The following is a 16,714-nucleotide window of genomic DNA, read 5'->3' as shown; positions in this document are numbered from 1 at the left end:
ATCAATCCAAAGTAGACGATATACTTTATTACACGTCAAGTCTTTAATTAATTCATTAACTGATATTGTAATCAATGTTATCCTCCTTAGAAACATTCATAATAATTTGATCTAAAGTTAGATTGCTTGGGTTAATTTTCTTACTCATATCAATCGAAATATATTTTCGAGCTATAAAATGTTTTATATAACTTAAAGATGAGCCTGTTTCTAAGTTATAATCCTCATCAAATTTATTACAAACTACTAATAAACTCTCTTCGCTATCTTTTTTTTAATCAATAAATGCAATAATAAAGTAGAATAGCTTATATCTTCTTCTGCTAAATAATAAGATTTATGTATCCATAGAATATTGTTTGCTAGTTGTTTAGGAATTTCCTTTTCAGTTATGACCCCCCAACTTATTCCTTGTATCTCCCAATACTCTTGTTCAATTTCAAACTTTTCAATTACTCGTTTATTTTAACTTGTTCACTTGGTTTTACAGTTCTAGCGATATATTTTCTTTCAGAGTTTTTTACTACTGTTATAAAGAAATCTGTTGTCATATCTATCGGTATACCTGAACTATTATCTTTAGAGTGCTTAATTCCTTTCTCTTCAAGCTATACGAATAGTTGTTTCAACATTTAAAGGAAACTGTTCACTTATGTCTACCACTGTATCTTCCCAATCTAATAAGAAGAAAAAGTCTCTTTCCAAGTTAGACAACAATTCATGCTGTCTCTTCGCGGTCCACCCTATTAATCGAGAAGCATTTCCTTGTGACGATATATCTTGTATTTTAATCCAAGGTATATAATTTGATAGTTCCCCTTGACCTCGTCCTTCTTTAATATAGTCATTTCTTTTTTTCTCAGACCAACCGTATTTCCTTTTAGACATGTAAAGCACCGCCTCATGACATAATTATGGTTTTTAAAAAAATAATTTCTAAAATTATTATAACTTTTTGACTTACTTGTAGTTTAATTTATTCCATTTTATAAAAGTATTTATATTACAATCGTTTACACATAAAAAACGTCCTTTAAAGAGTGGACGTTGCTAGTTAATTTTAGTAAGAAAAATACTATACTTTCTTCGATTCACATTATGTTTTTAACAGCCCTTGATTATATACAATCCACTTCTCCAATTCTCTTTCTACCGCTCGATTTTGCCATTCAAACCAAATCCCAATACACTCACTACAATGACTGTCAACACCGATTTTATTATGCAAATCCTTACATGTAAAAATGGTCTTTTTACGACACTTATAACAGTAGATTTCAATCTCTTTATAAAATTCCATAAATATTACCTTTCATTTTATTTATATTCATTTCCATTAAAGGGACAAAAAATACATAAAATCATTAAGGTATTCTTTTGTATTAACTAAATAAAAATGTTGTTAAGTTGTTAAAAATTTCAATTGAAATTTTAGAAAAAGATTGAGTATTTCTATAAGGTAGGTTATTTAATATGAACCACGACCAATAACCCTAGATATAAGAGTTATGTAATAGAAACAATGAAAAAACCTCCATGGTATTTGGAGGTTTTAATAATCTATTTATATTTAATTTACTTCAACTTGCCCCATCATACCATTTTCTTCATGTTCAAGGACATGGCAGTGGAACATGTATATGCCCTTATTATTAAACTTCACTGCTAATTTAACTGTTTGACCAGCTTCAATTGAACAGTATCCTTCCACCCTTTTAAATTTAAAGGAGGTTCTTGACCATCAATCGACACGATTTTAAATTGAGTGCCATGTATGTGGAAAGGATGTGTCATACCACCCATCATATCAGGTTTATTATAAATTTCCCAAATTTCAGTCTCACCCTGCTTTTGAGTGAAATCAATGCGATTCATATCAAACTGGTTTCCATTTATAGAAACCATTGTCCCCAGTACCAAATAGTTCAAGCTTCTTAGAAACTGGTAAATTTTTCTCTTCTTCAGTAACACTAAAATCATTTAATTTTTCTGAAATTTTACTTGTAACTTGTAGTCTTTTTGTTCAATTTTAAATGGTAAAAGGGTAGTACCTTCATCATTTATTAATGCTATATCAGTCTTGTCATCCATTTTTGAAAAGTCCACTATTACCTCTGCTCGCTCACCTGGTGTTAAGGTAATTTCTTTCATATCAGTTGGTTGATTTAAAGAACCACCATCAGTAGCAATTTGTTGGAATGTATCTCCGGTATTCAATTTAAAAGTATAATTACGAGCATTAGAACCGTTTAATAAACGAAGTCTTACTTTTTCTTTACCAACTGTAAGTTTAGCATTCAACGTACCATTAATTAATAAAGTATCTCCAATTGTACCATCTTCATTAAGGACTGCTTGGATAATTTAATTGCTTTTCTTCAGTAAATTGTCTATCTTGGAATACTAATGGAAAATCATTCACACCATATTCATTTGGTACATTGATTTCTTGTGAGTTTTCATCATCTATATAAATTTAAAACCAGCTAAACCTTTATATACTTGCTCTGCTGTAGCACCTTCTGGATGTGGATGGACCACAGCGTAGATGCTCCCTGATTAACTGTAAAATTTACATCTTCTGTTACACCTGGCTCTAGGACTTGATGTGGGCCGCCATCACCATTTCCAGGGATTTCTAATCCATGCCAGTGAAATGTTGTTGGTTCAGATAAAAGATTTTTAGTTCTAAACGTTACCGTTTGATCTTTATTAATACGAATGATTGGCCCTAAAAAAGGAACCATTATATCCATGTCTCTGTTTAGTTTCCTTAAAGATTTCTGTTGTTCCTTGTTGAGCAGTAATATCAACAATTCCATTTTTAGGTTCAATAATAGGTGGGAGCGCAAGCTCATTTTCCCCATTTGAATTATTTAATGCTAATGGATTGTTATGACTCGCATGACCATTTTCCATGCTACTATCTTTATTATCCATACCCTCCATGTTTTTCATTTCTTCATCACTCATATTGGAATGGTCCATACCAGCAATATTATCAGAATGATCCTATTTGAATTATTATTAGATTCCGAATTACCCGCACTACATCCTCCAATTATAATAGCGCCTACTAATAATGAAGTAATCAAAAGTTTAGATTTCATTATGTTTCCTCCTTTTATTCTTTACATAGGCACTATAACAAATAAATATGGAGAATTTATGGATTTGAAATTAAATGATACAAATATTAACCACTCTATCTAAGAAAACTTTGAATAACTTTTTTTATTTCTTAACTTTCCAAATCAAAATGATAATTGAAATTAATAAGATACTTATTACAATTTTCCATATTAAATTTACTTGCATAAAACCAATATACTGCAACTGCTTCAAAGATTAAAGCTGGTATTTTTCCAATCGTACTAGCAAGCGTAAATGTGCCTAAAGACACCTTAGAAAATGCACTAGTAAAAGTCACAAGACCTGATGACATAAAAGGTAAAATCCTTAAACTGACAATTATCCAAAATGCATCAGAACCTTCCAACTCCTTTAATTTTAAAAGTTTAGGGTGCAATACGAACGGTCTTTTCCATTTATTGATTCCTTTTCTATATAAAATAAAGCTAATAACTGCACCAATTGATTCACCGATAATAGAAATCAGCAAACCGTTGTATACTCCAAAAAACACAAGGTTAGTGGCTGTAACAAAAACACTTGGTAGTACACCTATAATACTAACCAAAGTATTTATCATTAAACTAACCAAAATTGCAAATAATCCAGATTGTTCTAGTAAATGAAGTAATTTTTCTTCCATGATTAAACGCTATCTTTTTTAACCTATTACTTGCATATAATGAACTATTGTTAATAAACAACAACTGCCTGTTCGCCTAATGCTTCATAACTATTAAAAAATGCTCCCTTATCCAATGTTATAATTCCCTTACGTGGATCCATTACTTCCACAGTAGCATCTCCCACAGATAATAGTACCATTGTATGTAAATTTTGTAGCATTTGATGGTATTCACCTGTTTCTTCAATAATCCATCCCCCTTTAACCTTTGGTGGTGAGAGGTCCAATGTTACCCATGTAATAACTGGTATTCCCTGTCTAATATAATTTGTTATTTCTTTTATTGTTCTTCCACTAATATTTTTTGCTTGTAAATCTAACTTTCTCTCTGTGATAAAATTATTAGCTGCTTTGACAATTGGTTCGGCAAAAACATATGTACCCGTTTCTAGATTACTTGGCTCGCCGCCATATGCTTGATTAGGATTTGGCCCATACTTTTTTTTCATTTTGTATTCAAAAGATTGTTTAGGTAAATAATTTTGATCCATTTCTAATTTAGATGTTTCTGCACCATAGTAATTAAGTACTGCTGTAAGAGTAGTTATTTCACACCCATTTGGTAGTTCAGGATTTTGTAGAATTACAGGTACTCCAAATCCTTTATTATGATTTACTGCATATGTTTGAACCAATATGGATTGTGTAGATGACGTATACGTAAATTTTTTTTCTGTTAAATACATCCCTGTTGTAAAATTGTCTGGACTCCCTACTTTTACTGTATAAGTTTCATTTGGTTGTAAATTATAAAATTCTGCCTCACCTTTATCCAAACTAATTGTTGAATCTATTTCTTTCCCTTCTTCATCGAGTAATTCCACATATAGATCATTAAGTGGATCTCCACTAAAATATTCAACTGTTAAAACTGCTATTTTATTTGAATTGATATTTTCGTTTGTACAACCCTTTAAAAAAACTACTAATACTCCCAAAGTGAAGATAATTCCTCTCTTTCTAATTTCCCACGCCTCCTCAGTTATTGTTATATTATTAAAAATGAATATAACGAATAATTATGGAGAAATTATGGATTAAAATTAAAGGATATTATAGAATTTCTAAAACTAAAAAAGATGTCCAATTTGTCAAAATTGACTCGTCGAACATCTTTAAGTATTTAATTTTTATGGAGAAGATAATTCACTTTCCGTTAGCCATTTATGATTTTTTATTTTTTCACCATTAGTAGAAGTGTAGTCAACCACATACACAGTAGTTTCTTCTGCGGAATCAATTTTTGCAGTTACCCCTTCCATACCCTCCATATGATTAGCATTTATAATAACCTGTGTTCCTGGTTCAAATGGCTCTGAACCAGCACCTTCTATTTCTTCTTGAATGACCCACTTATGATTTGTTACTCGATTTCCACCATTTGTAGGAGCGTAAGATATAGTATAGACTATTGTATCGTATGCCCCTACAATTGTTGCTTCAGCTCCATCCATGCCTTTCATGTGATCTGCATGAATTATTGCTTTTGTCCCAACTCCAAACTTAGGATTTTCAGCTTCTTTTAAACCTTCAGGAAGTTCATTTGAACTAGGATTCATTTCAGAATGGTCCATACCTTCCATATCTTTCTCGGCCATTTCATTTGTCTGCATTTCTTGTTGACTTTCTTTCTTATTTGTATTTCCTGTACATGCAGAAAGCATTAATGCAGCAACTATAGTAACAAGACTCATTATAATTTTTTTCTCCATCATAGTCCTCCTACTCGCAGGCTTGAATTTTTGTATTCCCAATCATCATAAATTTACTTTAGGGATATTTCATACGAGTTTTTCTTTATTTAGAATCACCAAGAAAATTTAATATATACATTTTAAAGATACCTTCCTTATTCATTTTTAAAACCTGGATTGTCAGAAAAATGTTGAAACAGCAAAAGGGGTAAGGAGCTTTTTTTAAATTAATTCATATAATGAGATTAACCAATTTTTTAAGGAGTAGATAACCATTGATAACGAAGCTTTTAAAACATTTTCTGATTCTCAATTATTAATTGAATCTATTGAAAAACTAGGTGATGAATTATTTGCATTAACTGTGGAAATTGCATTGAATGTCTTAAAGACTGTAAGTAGTGAAGATGGCCAATTTACAAGCGATTTTTCTTCGCCATCAAGTTACTTGCAACAACAGATAGATTATTTGATTTCTGAATTAAAAATGGTAAACGAAATTATACAAAGTAATGAAAACGAAGCAAAATAATATTTGTAATTGATATCCATATGCTTCAAAATTAATACCCTACTTTTATTTGAGACTAAACATTTTTTATTTCACCGTCATCTTATTTATCAAAAAATAGAGCTTATCTAAATATATAGATATACCTTATGCCCTGTTAATAATAACTGGGCATTTTCAAATAAGTATCATTGTATTTAATTTGACAACTCCATTTGTATATCAATTACAAAATCAAAGCTAATTACTTAATTATAAACTTGCCAACCATACCAAGCTCCTTATGTCCTGGAATAGTACAAACAAATTGATATTCTCCTGTATTAATGGGAGTAAAACTCATTTTTTCTGTATTTTTAGGCCCAACATGGAGATAGAATCATATTCTCCTCCTTTTTGTGATGTACATGATTATTACTACTAATAGTATTTGATGTTGGTATTGTAACTTCAATATCATGTTCTATATTATCTTTATTAATTAATTCTAATGAAACCGGTTGATTCTTCTCCAAAATTACTTCAGAGGGCGAATACTTCATATTTTCTGTTTCTATAGAAATAATCTTAATCTCTTTCTTTTCTAATTTATTTTGAGCGTTCGAGTGTAGATTATGATCCACTAAAGAAGAGTCTTTAATAAAGTTTATTTGTTTTTCGGCAAAAGGAATGCCCCCAAAAAAGTAGAAGAGTATAAAAACCGAAAAGAAGAAGGGTGTTAAAAAGCCCATTTGACTTTGGAATGTTTTTTGACTTTTACTTGGAAGTAGCGCAAATAAAAAAATAGTGAAAATTGATAGCAACAGAAAAATTCTTATTAATACAATGGATTGCCGGCCATCCACCATTTCACCTAACATTGCCCCCATCATACCAGCCATTAAACCTGCCATTAAACCTTCTAACATAGGTAATAATCCAAAGTTGCAACCACTTAAAAAGCCAATGCTTGCACCGAGAATAATTGAAATAATCGTTGAGTAAAACAAGTTCCCTTGAAAGGTAACTCCAAAAAGTATTCCTAATGTTAGCCCTACATTCATACTAAAAAACATTGAAATAGTCATACCTTGCATAGGCTTAATAGTCTTTTTCATAATTCTTGAAACCATTATGACAATTAACAATAAAAACATTAGTGATACTAAGACAAACATTTGATAAAATCCCACATATCCATCCTTTAACAATTTAATTAGCCTGTCTAAAATACACACCGTATACCTTATATAGGTATGCTCGAAAGAGAGTATTTATTTTATTATTACTTGATTTAAGTTTTATTTATCTTCAAGTAACATCACCTAGTTATTATTGCAGTGAGATTACACCGAGTATATTAAGTCACCAATTTTAATATTCTGCACAAATCAGTAATATAAATGAAAAATTTAGTATCTCTATTCCATGCTATTCTTACTTTAATCAAAAAAGCGATTGCTTTTCGAAAGGAGTAAGTTTAGTGAAAAAGAGATGGTTACTACCGGTTTTTGCGTCATTTGTAATTTTTTCAGGAATAGGTATGAATGATGCTGAAGCAGCATCAGTTACTGATTTGACGAGTACAGCGAAAGATTATATAGGAGCTCCTTATAAATATGGTGGGAATGATATTAATACAGGTGTAGATTGTTCAGCATATACAAAGTTTATATTTTCTAAGTTAGGTATTTCTTTAGAGCGCACATCTAAAGACCAATATCAGCAAGGTACTTCTGTTTCTAAAGATAGTTTAAAAGCAGGTGACCTCGTATTTTTTGAATACTTCAGGCAACGGCATATCTCACGTTGGAATATACATAGAGAATGGTAATTTTATATCAGCTACTCCAAGTTCGGGTGTTAGAATTGATAAATTAAACGATCCTTACTATTGGGGTTCTCGTTATATAGGTGCAAAACGTATTGCAAACTTTACTACAAATGAAATAGCTCAAGCAGAAGTTAAAGGTGAAGAGATAGACTTTTCCATTTATGCCTCACGTGGAGCAGTAGCCATACAGCTTGCTAAAGCTTTAGCATTAGATACAAGTGATACAAACTCAAGTTTCCCTGATGTTAAATCATCTTCTGAACAAGCTGGAGCTATAGTAGCACTAAAAAAACTTGGAATTTTTAATGGAGATAGTAATGGTAAATTTAACCCAAATTCACCGATTACTCGCGGTCAATTAGCAAAGGTTTTAGTTGAAGCATTTGATTTAGAACAACAAGGAGAACCAAAGAATTTTACAGATGTAACGAGTACTCATTGGGCCAAAAATTTTATAGCAGTTCTTTCATCAAATAAGATTACGCAAGGTAAAGGTGATGGCACATTTGGCGTAAACGACAAAGTAACATTAAATCAATTAAATATCTTTATAGAACGATTAACTCGATAAATTTTGTTCGAGGACTTAAATTAAAAATGGCGGCTCATTTATTCAGAGCCGCCATTATAACCTTCCCAGAACTTCTTAGAGTAAAACTAATTTATTAACTCTTCTTTTCCTATCCGTTTTAAAAATTTGAAAAACGTTTCTCGTTTTTTTCCATTCTGTGAATATACATTTATAATCTTTTCTATTTTATCGTACAATTCATCTGGTGTTAGATTCTCTTGCAACAAAGATCCCACCTCTGCATCTTTCCCTTTTGCTTTTCCTCCAACATATAAATTGTAATGGTCTTTAATTTTCATAATCCCTATATCACTTAACATTGGTTCACCGCAACCAACAGGGCAACCTGTGTATGCAACTTTAAGAGTGAATGGTACAGCTTTTCCTGCTATACGATTATTTATTTCTTTTGCTACTGGCATCCCCTCTTCTTCTTCTCCTTTGCAAAAATTACATGTTCTCAAACTCTTTACAAAGTTGCCAACTGGATAACAAGATAAATTAACACGGTTGAATTCTTCAATTATTTCTTCTTTTTTATTTTCCGGAATTTCTAGATAGAGTTGTTGGAAGGTTGTTAACTCAAGCTGTGCGTCGTCTTCCATATATTTGGTGATCGTTAAAAGTTGTTTAGAATTTAGTTTTGCCCCAAATTCTATTCCCCCCATTAACGGCAATTTTAATTTTTTTATCTTCATTACTCATACCAATTTTCCTCCATACTTTCCCAAACAATTAATTTATTTTGCTCTTTACCTACCTAAGGATGGTTTATCTGATGAAAATAGTAAGTTAAATTATGTCAGTTAAACTATTGCGTATTTCTTTATAAGTAAACCCAATAGAGTAAAGTTTACAATTGAATTAAAGGGTTATTTATTATCTAATTTTACTCTTTGTAAGCGTAATGCATTTAAAACTACAGATACAGAACTAAATGCCATCGCCGCACCTGCTACCCATGGAGCAAGTAGACCTATTGCAGCAATAGGAATACCCAAAGTATTGTAGGCAAATGCCCAAAATAGGTTTTGCTTAATATTCCGCATTGTTTTTCGACTCATTAAAATAGCATCTGCAATACTATTTAAATCGCCACGAATTAACGTAATATCAGCAGCTTCCATGGCAACATCCGTTCCTGTACCAATGGCCATACCGATATTTGCTGTGGCCAATGCCGGAGCATCATTAATACCATCTCCCACCATCGCTACATTTTTCCCTTGTGCTTGTAGCTTTTTCACCTCGTCTGCTTTACCTTCAGGCAATACTTCAGCGATAACTTGATTCACGCCTACTTCTGTTCCTATCGCTTGAGCTGTACGTTCATTATCACCAGTCATCATAATGACTGTAATGCCCATATTCTGTAGTCGGTGGATTGCCTCTTTTGACGTATCTTTAACTGTATCAGCAACAGCTACTAAGCCTGCATACTGACCATTAATGGCAGCAAGCATTGCTGTTTTACCGTTTCGCTCTAACTGCTCCATTGTTGGTAAAATATTATCAATATTGATTCCGTATTGTTGCATTAATTTTCGTGTACCAATGACAACTCCTTGACCTGACACAGTTGCCTGCACACCATAACCTGGAATAGCCTCAAAAAATTGAACTTCTCCTAATGCTATGCCACGTTTTTCTATGCCCTGTACTATAGCTTCTGCTAACGGATGCTCTGACTGTTTTTCAGCAGCCCCAATTAATGATAAAAAACGAGCTTCCTCCTGCTCTGAATCTAAAAGAACGTCTGTAAGAACAGGCTTACCATGTGTTACTGTACCTGTTTTATCTACAACCACTGTATCAATACTTTGTGTTTGTTCTAAATGTTCTCCACCTTTAAATAAAATACCAAATTCAGCTGCACGACCTGAACCTGCCATTATGGAGGTTGGCGTTGCTAACCCAAGCGCACAAGGGCAAGCGATTACAAGTACTGCAATTAAGACCTCTAAAGCTGGTGTAAATTCTCCTGGGCGAACCCAAATGATCCAAACTAAAAATGTGACAATTGCAATGCCAACAACAATTGGTACAAAAACCCCCGAAATTTGATCTGCTAAGCGTTGAATTGGTGCTTTTGATCCTTGAGCATCCTCAACCACTTTAATGATTTGTGCTAACGCTGTGTCACGACCAACCTTTGTCGCTGTCATTTTAATAAATCCATTTTTATTAATCGTCGATCCAAATAATTGATCGCCTTGCTTTTTATCAACTGGTAAACTTTCACCTGTAAGCATTGATTCATCAACAGCTGTTGTTCCCTCTATTACCTCACCATCTACAGGTATCTTTTCACCTGGTTTCACTAGAATAACATCGCCAATGATAACTTCTTCTAAAGGAACCTCTTTTTCTACACCGTCACGTACAACAATAGCGGTTTTAGCTTGAAGTCCCATTAGTTTTTTTATGGCTTCAGATGAGCGTCCTTTTGCTTTGGCTTCAAATAATTTACCTAATAATATTAATGTAATTAATACAGCACTCGTTTCAAAATAAAGATTTGGACCATGATGCGACCCTATCGTCACAATCGCTTGATAAACACTATAGAAATAAGCTGCTGATGTCCCCATGACCACAAGTACGTCCATATTAGCACTACCATTACGTAAAGCTTTATATGCCCCTACATAGAATTGCTTACCAACAATAAATTGCACAGGAGTAGCCAATACCATTTGGATCCACGGATTCATTAGAAATTCTGGGACATATAAAAATGATGTAAAGGAAAAATGTCCAACCATCGTCCAAAGCAGCGGTAAAGAAAGAATAGCCGATAAAATAAATTTTCGTTGTTGCTGTTTAATGGCCTTTTCTCGATGGTCCACTGTTTCCTGTTCATCAGCCTTTTGATGAGCCCCATAGCCCAATTTCTCCACCTTCGCAATGATGTCTACGATTGACACTTCAGATGGATTAAACTCAATCATTGCTTTTTCCAGGGCTAAGTTAACATTGGCAGAAGAGATACCACTTAACTTATTTAACCCTTTTTCAATGCGAGTTGCACAAGCTGCACATGTCATACCTGTAATATCAAGTTCCGCCTTTTGTTTAACAACCCCATAACCAAGTGCTTCTATTTTTTTTTCGAAATCTTCTTCACTTAATTTTGCTGGATTGTACTTAATAGATGATTTTTCAAGCGCTAAATTAACAGTCGCTTGTTCCACACCATCCATTTTATTTAAACCTTTTTCTATACGAGTTGCACAAGCTGCACAGGTCATTCCTGTGATCTGAATGCTCGCTTCTTTTAATGTATTACTCATGATGCTGTTCACCTTCCTCATACCCAATAGGGGTATATATTTTTGAAAACAAGAGAGTGCATTTATGCACTCTCAAAAATATTATTTTACCTCATATCCCTGTTCTTCTATTGTTTCCTTAATTTTCTCAAGCGATACTTGGGATTCATTAAACGATACTTCAACTTGTGCATCTTTTAAATTCACGTTTACTTGATCAACACCTTCTAATTTCCCTAAACTTTTTTCAACAGTATTTACACAATGACCACATGACATTCCAGTTACCTTTAAGATTCTATTTTCCATAAAAATCCCTCTCTTTTGAAATATTTTTATAAAATGTAAAAGGGTATTAATAATTTTTTTATATTTCCTTTTAACTTTCGAATTGTGATTTTAACTTATATTGGCTTCATCACTTTTAATGCAGTTTATCATTATCAAACAAGCTTTCTTTAAACGATAAATTTGTAATTACATCATCACCGTAAATTATCAACCTCCTCTAAACACACATTCATGTTACCATACCCCAGTTAGGTATGTAAAGTGGTGTTTTAATTTACTATATGCGTCACTAATTATGCAGTATATGTTAAATATCACGTTTATTTAACATTCAAACACTGTGACTTAATTAAATTTTTTAGCAGTCCATCAAAAAACTCTGCTCCTAAATAAGCAGAGTTTAAAACATTTTCGCGTTAGAAGAATTACTTTTATTTATCATTGATTCTTCATTTATAAAATCAAATCTTCTACACAGCCATTTTTTTACATACTTCAGCGCATCGGTAACATGTTTCTGCACATTCTTGGCAATGTTTATGATGTTCATGTTTTTTACAAACATCACCACATGCCTGACAAATCTCAGCACATAATTGACAAATTTGCTTTACGAATGGACTACCAGACTGCATCGATTTAGCAGAAAATGCACAAATATCGGCACATTCTCTAAGGGTACGAATGCACTCCGCTAACATTTTAACATCATCTTCTTCTAGACATTCATGATAACATTTATTACATTCCTTCATACACTCTAGACAAGCTTTAATACATTCTTCATAGCTCATTTTCAATTTTAAATACCTCCTGTTAATTTAGTCTGTCTTATTATAACCACTCCTATTTACTATATACCCCATTCAATCATAACTAATCTTCCCTATTGATATTAAACGGGTCTTCGGAATATATAGTGGAATTACTTTCTTAATAGTTTAAAAACAACTGGTGTTTAAATCGGATTTTCTGGTGGGATGTTAGGATAATCAATAGTATTATATAAAAGTATCAATCACATACGAGTGATACTTTGGGAAAAAAATAAAATAGTCCAATTTACTTGACCGTGTACTATGGTACACGGTTTATAATATTCATGGGGTGAAATAAGATGATTTATCGCATTAGTGAGTTTGCAGATAAATGTGGAGTTAATAAAGAAACGATCAGATATTACGAGCGAAAAAATTTATTACAAGAACCTCACCGAACGGAAGCTGGTTATCGGATATATTCATATGATGACGTTAAGCGTGTTGGGTTTATTAAACGAATACAGGAACTTGGTTTTTCTTTAAGCGAGATTTATAAATTACTTGGTGTTGTAGATAAAGATGAAGTTCGTTGTCAAGATATGTTCGAATTTGTTTCTAAAAAACAAAAGGAAGTGCAAAAACAAATAGAGGATTTAAAACGAATTGAAACTATGTTAGACGACTTAAAACAACGATGTCCAGATGAAAAGCAATTACATTCGTGTCCAATAATAGAAACATTAACATGAGAGATTAATTAACGAAAGGAGCTTTTTTATGAATAAATTTAAGGTAAACATTTCAGGAATGACTTGTACGGGTTGTGAAAAACACGTAGAATCAGCACTTGAAAAGATAGGTGCTAAAAATATTGAGTCTAGTTATCGTCGTGGTGAAGCAGTATTTGAACTGCCCGATGATATTGAGGTTGAAAGTGCAATAAAGGCGATTGATGAAGCAAATTACCAAGCCGGAGAAATTGAAGAAGTATCATCACTAGAAAACGTGGCGTTAATTAATGAAGACAATTATGACCTTCTTATTATTGGTTCTGGTGCTGCTGCCTTTTCTTCGGCAATTAAAGCTATAGAATACGGTGCAAAAGTTGGAATGATTGAGCGTGGAACGGTTGGGGGAACCTGTGTGAATATTGGCTGTGTTCCGTCAAAAACTCTTCTTAGGGCAGGGGAAATCAATCATTTATCAAAAGACAATCCGTTTATAGGTTTACAAACATCCGCTGGAGAAGTGGATTTAGCTAGTTTAATCACGCAAAAGGATAAATTGGTGAGCGAACTTCGGAATCAAAAATATATGGATTTAATTGATGAATATAATTTTGATTTAATTAAAGGTGAAGCAAAATTCGTTGATGCTAGTACGGTTGAGGTCAATGGGGCAAAGTTATCTGCAAAACGCTTTTTAATTGCAACAGGTGCATCGCCTTCGTTGCCCCAAATTTCAGGACTTGAAAAAATGGACTATTTAACTAGTACAACACTTCTTGAGTTAAAGAAAATACCAAAACGATTAACTGTAATTGGTTCAGGATACATTGGAATGGAGCTTGGACAACTATTTCATCATTTAGGTTCAGAAATAACGCTTATGCAAAGAAGTGAGCGACTTTTAAAGGAGTATGATCCTGAGATTTCAGAGTCAGTTGAAAAAGCGTTAATTGAACAGGGTATAAACCTTGTCAAAGGGGCAACTTTTGAGCGTGTTGAACAAAGTGGAGAGATAAAAAGGGTTTACGTAACAGTAAATGGCAGTAGAGAAGTCATTGAATCAGATCAGTTACTTGTTGCCACTGGAAGAAAACCAAATACGGATTCTTTAAATTTAAGTGCAGCAGGTGTTGAAACTGGAAAAAATAATGAAATCCTGATCAATGATTTTGGTCAAACAAGTAATGAAAAGATTTATGCAGCAGGAGATGTGACTTTAGGACCACAATTTGTATATGTAGCAGCCTATGAAGGTGGAATTATTACTGATAATGCTATTGGTGGATTAAACAAAAAAATAGATTTATCGGTAGTTCCTGCTGTTACGTTTACGAATCCGACGGTTGCAACGGTTGGTTTAACAGAAGAACAAGCAAAAGAGAAAGGGTATGATGTGAAGACATCTGTATTACCTTTAGATGCTGTTCCAAGAGCAATTGTAAACCGTGAAACAACCGGTGTATTTAAACTAGTAGCAGATGCAGAAACACTAAAAGTATTAGGGGTTCATATTGTATCTGAGAATGCAGGAGATGTCATCTATGCAGCATCATTAGCTGTTAAATTTGGCTTAACGATAGAAGATTTAACAGAAACCCTAGCACCATATTTAACAATGGCTGAAGGGCTAAAATTAGCTGCACTTACGTTCGATAAAGATATTTCGAAATTATCTTGTTGTGCAGGCTAAGGGAACTTTTTTACAACTCCCTATTCAAGTGAACCAGCTAATGCTTTAAGGGATTTTCTAAGTGCATTTGTGGTCACAAAAATAATTTAACACTGATGATTTCGACATCAAATCTATAATTGATACCTTAACACCGCAGAGTAATAAAGGATGAATAATATGTCAGACTTATTATCCCTACCAGACATTAAAACAATAGAACCGCCACAAGAAAATGAAACCGATATGATGTTTAAAGTTGAAGCAGTCGGACCACCTGAACGTTGTCCTGAATGTGGTTTTGACAAGTTGTACAAACACAGTTCAAGAAATCAACTAATTATGGATTTGCCCATTCGTTTAAAGCGAGTGGGCTTACAATTGAACCGTAGACGATACAAGTGTCGTGAATGCGGATCTACCTTCTGGGAACGCCTAATATCTGTAGATGAAAAGCGTAGTATGACCAAAAGGCTTTTAAAGTCCATTCAAGAGCAATCCATGTCTAAGACCTTTGTAGAAGTCGCAGAAAGCGTTGGTGTTGACGAGAAAACCATTAGGAACGTTTTTAAGGACTATGTGGCACTCAAAGAACGTGAATACCAGTTTGAAACTCCTAAGTGGCTTGGGATAGACGAGATACATATTATCCGTAGACCTCGGCTTGTATTGACTAATATTGAACGCAGGACTATTTATGACATCAAGCCTAACCGTAACAAGGAAACAGTCATCCAACGTCTTTCAGAAATCAGTGACAGGACTTACATTGAGTACGTCACAATGGATATGTGGAAGCCCTACAAAGACGCAGTGAACACTATCCTTCCACACGCTAAAGTTGTCGTAGATAAGTTTCATGTAGTTAGAATGGCTAATCAAGCCTTAGATAACGTCAGAAAGTCTTTGAAAGCCCATATGAGCCAAAAAGAAAGACGTACCCTTATGCGTGAAAGGTTTATCCTTCTAAAGCGTAAACACGATCTAAATGAACGTGAATCATTCCTCTTAGATACTTGGTTAGGTAATCTTCCTGCTTTAAAAGAAGCCTATGAACTCAAAGAAGAGTTTTACTGGATATGGGATACTCCTGATCCAGATGAAGGTCATCTTCGTTATAGTCAATGGAGACACCGTTGTATGTCCAGCAACTCTAAAGACGCATATAAAGACCTCGTGAGAGCCGTAGACAACTGGCATGTCGAAATATTCAACTACTTTGATAAAAGGCTCACTAATGCTTATACGGAGTCAATTAACAGCATTATTAGGCAGGTAGAGCGAATGGGTAGAGGTTACTCGTTTGATGCCTTACGAGCCAAAATCCTTTTCAATGAGAAGCTCCATAAAAAGCGTAAGCCACGATTTAATTCAAGTGCTTTCAATAAAGCTATGTTATACGATACTTTCAATTGGTATGAAGTGAATGATCACGACATTACAGACAACTTTGGTGTCGATTTTTCCACACTTATTAAGAATTTGGAGAAGGGTGATTTATAAGCCCTTTTCCACCATAAAATCCGAATACCCTATTAAACTAAGAGAAGCTTCATGAGACCTATCATCATACTAATTATGATTCCC

Annotated in this window: 13 protein-coding genes and 5 pseudogenes; 4 read left to right on the top strand and 14 right to left on the bottom strand. The window is 33.5% G+C overall.

Translation table 11 applies throughout. From position 1 onward, the window contains the following. Positions 1-55 precede the first annotated feature (55 nt). From AC6BKE_RS08255 to AC6BKE_RS08210, 10 genes and pseudogenes are all read right to left on the bottom strand, one after another. Positions 56-208: pseudogene (locus tag AC6BKE_RS08255) on the bottom strand (heteromeric transposase endonuclease subunit TnsA); the annotation flags it as partial. Between the two features lie 38 nt (positions 209-246). Further along, positions 247-438, bottom strand: a complete 192-nt coding sequence (locus tag AC6BKE_RS08250) for a hypothetical protein (RefSeq protein WP_499856455.1) — start codon at positions 436-438, stop codon at positions 247-249. A 14-nt stretch (positions 439-452) separates the two neighbouring features. Further along, positions 453-551 (bottom strand): hypothetical protein, encoded by a 99-nt coding sequence (locus AC6BKE_RS08245; protein ID WP_499856430.1) that lies wholly within the window; start codon positions 549-551, stop codon positions 453-455. 52 nt (positions 552-603) lie between these two features. Then, positions 604-888, bottom strand: coding sequence for a hypothetical protein (locus AC6BKE_RS08240; protein ID WP_499856429.1), 285 nt, complete (start codon positions 886-888; stop codon positions 604-606). A gap of 682 nt (positions 889-1,570) precedes the next feature. Continuing rightward, positions 1,571-3,110 (bottom strand): annotated as a pseudogene (locus tag AC6BKE_RS08235) (multicopper oxidase family protein). A gap of 131 nt (positions 3,111-3,241) precedes the next feature. Continuing rightward, positions 3,242-3,775 carry a TVP38/TMEM64 family protein gene (locus tag AC6BKE_RS08230; RefSeq protein ID WP_499856426.1) on the bottom strand — a complete coding sequence of 178 codons (534 nt, stop codon included), beginning with the start codon at positions 3,773-3,775 and terminating at the stop codon, positions 3,242-3,244. 50 nt (positions 3,776-3,825) lie between these two features. Next, the gene (locus AC6BKE_RS08225) at positions 3,826-4,755 is read right to left on the bottom strand and encodes a C39 family peptidase (protein WP_499856424.1); all 930 of its coding nucleotides are present in this window, start codon (positions 4,753-4,755) and stop codon (positions 3,826-3,828) included. A gap of 192 nt (positions 4,756-4,947) precedes the next feature. Then, positions 4,948-5,529 carry a YdhK family protein gene (locus tag AC6BKE_RS08220; RefSeq protein ID WP_009374071.1) on the bottom strand — a complete coding sequence of 194 codons (582 nt, stop codon included), beginning with the start codon at positions 5,527-5,529 and terminating at the stop codon, positions 4,948-4,950. A 737-nt stretch (positions 5,530-6,266) separates the two neighbouring features. Beyond that, positions 6,267-6,368: pseudogene (locus AC6BKE_RS08215) on the bottom strand (plastocyanin/azurin family copper-binding protein); the annotation flags it as partial. Positions 6,369-6,378: 10 nt separating this feature from the next. Then, positions 6,379-7,194, bottom strand: coding sequence for a cupredoxin domain-containing protein (locus AC6BKE_RS08210; RefSeq protein ID WP_499856423.1), 816 nt, complete (start codon positions 7,192-7,194; stop codon positions 6,379-6,381). A 290-nt stretch (positions 7,195-7,484) separates the two neighbouring features. Between AC6BKE_RS08210 and AC6BKE_RS08205 the strand changes: the two are divergent. Next, positions 7,485-8,406, top strand: a pseudogene (locus AC6BKE_RS08205) (C40 family peptidase). Between the two features lie 86 nt (positions 8,407-8,492). Here AC6BKE_RS08205 and AC6BKE_RS08200 read toward each other — a convergent pair. The 4 genes and pseudogenes from AC6BKE_RS08200 to AC6BKE_RS08185 all read right to left on the bottom strand — a co-directional run bounded on the left by AC6BKE_RS08200 (position 8,493) and on the right by AC6BKE_RS08185 (position 12,769). After that, positions 8,493-9,111, bottom strand: a pseudogene (locus AC6BKE_RS08200) (nitrite reductase). Between the two features lie 167 nt (positions 9,112-9,278). Then, a complete protein-coding gene (locus AC6BKE_RS08195) occupies positions 9,279-11,699 on the bottom strand; it encodes a heavy metal translocating P-type ATPase (RefSeq protein WP_009374078.1) in 2,421 nt (806 codons plus the stop codon). A gap of 81 nt (positions 11,700-11,780) precedes the next feature. Continuing rightward, the gene (gene copZ, locus AC6BKE_RS08190) at positions 11,781-11,987 is read right to left on the bottom strand and encodes a copper chaperone CopZ (protein ID WP_009374080.1); all 207 of its coding nucleotides are present in this window, start codon (positions 11,985-11,987) and stop codon (positions 11,781-11,783) included. Positions 11,988-12,439: 452 nt separating this feature from the next. Next, positions 12,440-12,769, bottom strand: a complete 330-nt coding sequence (locus tag AC6BKE_RS08185) for a four-helix bundle copper-binding protein (RefSeq protein WP_009374082.1) — start codon at positions 12,767-12,769, stop codon at positions 12,440-12,442. A gap of 317 nt (positions 12,770-13,086) precedes the next feature. On the opposite strand from AC6BKE_RS08185, the gene merR reads away from it, so the two are divergent. From merR to AC6BKE_RS08170, 3 genes are all read left to right on the top strand, one after another. Beyond that, positions 13,087-13,479: a mercury resistance transcriptional regulator MerR gene (merR, locus tag AC6BKE_RS08180; protein ID WP_001863748.1), complete on the top strand. Its 393-nt coding sequence runs from the start codon at positions 13,087-13,089 to the stop codon at positions 13,477-13,479. A 28-nt stretch (positions 13,480-13,507) separates the two neighbouring features. Then, a complete protein-coding gene (gene merA / locus AC6BKE_RS08175) occupies positions 13,508-15,148 on the top strand; it encodes a mercury(II) reductase (protein WP_002440486.1) in 1,641 nt (546 codons plus the stop codon). A gap of 159 nt (positions 15,149-15,307) precedes the next feature. Beyond that, positions 15,308-16,630, top strand: coding sequence for an ISL3 family transposase (locus AC6BKE_RS08170; protein WP_009374086.1), 1,323 nt, complete (start codon positions 15,308-15,310; stop codon positions 16,628-16,630). The last annotated feature ends 84 nt before the right edge of the window (positions 16,631-16,714 follow it).

The organism is Lysinibacillus sp. COL-1 (assembly GCF_059814265.1).
This window is presented reverse-complemented; position numbering and strand designations above follow the sequence as displayed.

Coding starts and splice junctions, on each gene's coding strand:
- merA (WP_002440486.1), top strand. CDS start 13,508: ATGAATAAATTTAAGGTAAACATTTCAGGAATGACTTGTACGGGTTGT.
- AC6BKE_RS08230 (WP_499856426.1), bottom strand. CDS start 3,775: ATGGAAGAAAAATTACTTCATTTACTAGAACAATCTGGATTATTTGCA.
- merR (WP_001863748.1), top strand. CDS start 13,087: ATGATTTATCGCATTAGTGAGTTTGCAGATAAATGTGGAGTTAATAAA.
- AC6BKE_RS08245 (WP_499856430.1), bottom strand. CDS start 551: ATGACAACAGATTTCTTTATAACAGTAGTAAAAAACTCTGAAAGAAAA.
- AC6BKE_RS08170 (WP_009374086.1), top strand. CDS start 15,308: ATGTCAGACTTATTATCCCTACCAGACATTAAAACAATAGAACCGCCA.
- AC6BKE_RS08220 (WP_009374071.1), bottom strand. CDS start 5,529: ATGGAGAAAAAAATTATAATGAGTCTTGTTACTATAGTTGCTGCATTA.
- AC6BKE_RS08240 (WP_499856429.1), bottom strand. CDS start 888: ATGTCTAAAAGGAAATACGGTTGGTCTGAGAAAAAAAGAAATGACTAT.
- copZ (WP_009374080.1), bottom strand. CDS start 11,987: ATGGAAAATAGAATCTTAAAGGTAACTGGAATGTCATGTGGTCATTGT.
- AC6BKE_RS08195 (WP_009374078.1), bottom strand. CDS start 11,699: ATGAGTAATACATTAAAAGAAGCGAGCATTCAGATCACAGGAATGACC.